This is a genomic window from Streptomyces polyasparticus, from assembly GCF_014493765.1.
In the GTDB taxonomy this organism is placed as follows: domain Bacteria; phylum Actinomycetota; class Actinomycetes; order Streptomycetales; family Streptomycetaceae; genus Streptomyces; species Streptomyces polyasparticus.
Genome location: NZ_JACTVJ010000079.1, coordinates 1 through 1,849 on the forward strand (window position 1 = coordinate 1; position 1,849 = coordinate 1,849).

Annotated in this window: 2 pseudogenes; both read left to right on the forward strand. The window is 65.2% G+C overall.

The features are described 5' to 3' along the window. Window positions 1–307: 307 nt before the first annotated feature. Window positions 308–907: pseudogene (locus tag H9Y04_RS45505) on the forward strand (helix-turn-helix domain-containing protein). A 20-nt stretch (window positions 908–927) separates the two neighbouring features. Continuing rightward, window positions 928–1,716, forward strand: a pseudogene (locus tag H9Y04_RS45510) (IS5 family transposase). Window positions 1,717–1,849: the final 133 nt, after the last annotated feature.

Here is a 1,849-nt window from a genome sequence, read left to right on the forward strand (position 1 = left end):
TCAGCCGACACGGTCACGTCTGTCATCAGGTGTTACTTCCTGCTCGAAGATCCACCGTTGACCGTACAGACCCGACGCCGAAGCACCTGCAGAATAGTGTTTCGGTAGGTGTACCGATCTTGCCTGGCCAGGGCATGGTGTTGGTATGACGGCGGGCGCAATGGACCGGCTTCGTGGTGACGTGGCGGAGCCAGGGCCTTTGGACACTCGTGGTGATCGACAGGGCCGAGGCGCGGAAGTTTATGAGGTGTGCGCCGTGCCTAGTCTTCCGAGTCGGGAGTTCTGTTCGGATAAGTAAGGTTGCCTGATGGCTCGTACTGGGTGGCCGAAGGCCGAGTTGACGTTGTCGGTTGAGGAGCGGGCTGCGCTGGAGGGGTGGGTGCGGCGCCGTTCCACCCCGCAGGCGTGGGCTTTGCGTTGCCGGATTATCCTGGCGTGCGCAACGGGCGCCTCGAACAAGGATGTTGCCGCCCAACTTGGTTCGACACCGCATGCGATGGGCCGCTGGCGGGCGCGGTTCGTCGAGCACCGGATCGCGGGGCTGGGTGATATGCCGCGGTCCGGCGAGCCCAGGACGGTCACCGACGAGCAGGTCGCCGCGGTGGTGAAGCGGACGCTGGATTCCACGCCCAAGAATGCCACACACTGGTAGCTGACCCACCCCCGCTTCCACCTGCACTTCACACCCGCCGGATCGTCCTGCCTCAACCTGGTCGAGCGATGGTTCGCCGAGCTGACGAACAAACAGATACGACGCGGCGTCCACAAGACTGTCCAGGCCCTCGAGAAGGACATCCGTGCCTGGATCGCCGCATGGAACACCAACCCCCGGCCCTACGGCTGGACGAAAACCGCAGACGAGATCCTCGAACGCCTCGCCACTTGGACGCCATTTCGTTTGGTGTGATCTTGCGGCAGTGTGGGGTGATGGCTGCTGGACTCGTTGAGCGGATGGTGCCGGACGGCTTATGGGAGTTGTTCGAGCGCGTGGTGCCGCCGGCACCGGAACGCCCGCGGGGCGGTGGCCGACGCCGGCACGGGGACCGGGAGGTGCTGGCCGCCATCATCTTCGTGGCCACGTCGGGATGCACCTGGAACCAACTGCCACCGGGCTTCGGGCCGTCGGGGGTGACGGCGTTTCGTCGTTTCACCGAGTGGTCCGAGGCAAGGGTGTGGGCCAAACTCCACCGCCTGGTCCTGGACGAGCTCGGCGCGCGCGGTGAGCTCGACTGGTCGCGGTGTGCCATCGACTCGGTCAGCGTCCGTGCACTCAAAGGGGGCCGCTGACGGGACCGAATCCGACCGATCGAGGCACTCATCGTCGACCGCAACGGCCTGCCCCTGTCGATCGGCATCACCGCAGCGAACCTGCACGACAGCCAGGCGCTGATACCGCTGATGCGCGGCATCCCGCCGATTCGCTCCCGCTTCGGACCACGGCGCCGACGCCCGGCCAAACTGCACGCCGACAAGGGCTACGACTACGACCACCTGCGTAACTGGCTGCGGCGACGACAGATCGTGCCCCGCATTGCGCGCCGTGGGATCGAAGCCTCCGACCGGCTGGGCCGGCACCGCTGGGTGGTCGAGCGGACGATGTGCTGGCTGAACCGATGCCGACGCCTGCACCGCCGCTACGAGCGCAAGCCCGAACACTTCCTCGCCTTCGTCGGCATCGCCAGCACCCTTATCTGCTACCGCCGCATCACCAAATGAAATGGCTTCTTAGACGTTGTCCTATGTGGTGAGGCGGAGTAGAACCTCAACATGGGTCAGGGAACGTGGAGTTGGATTGTTCCGGACGGGCTGTGGGAGATCGCGAAGCCGTTGCTCCCGCCATCGAAAGTGC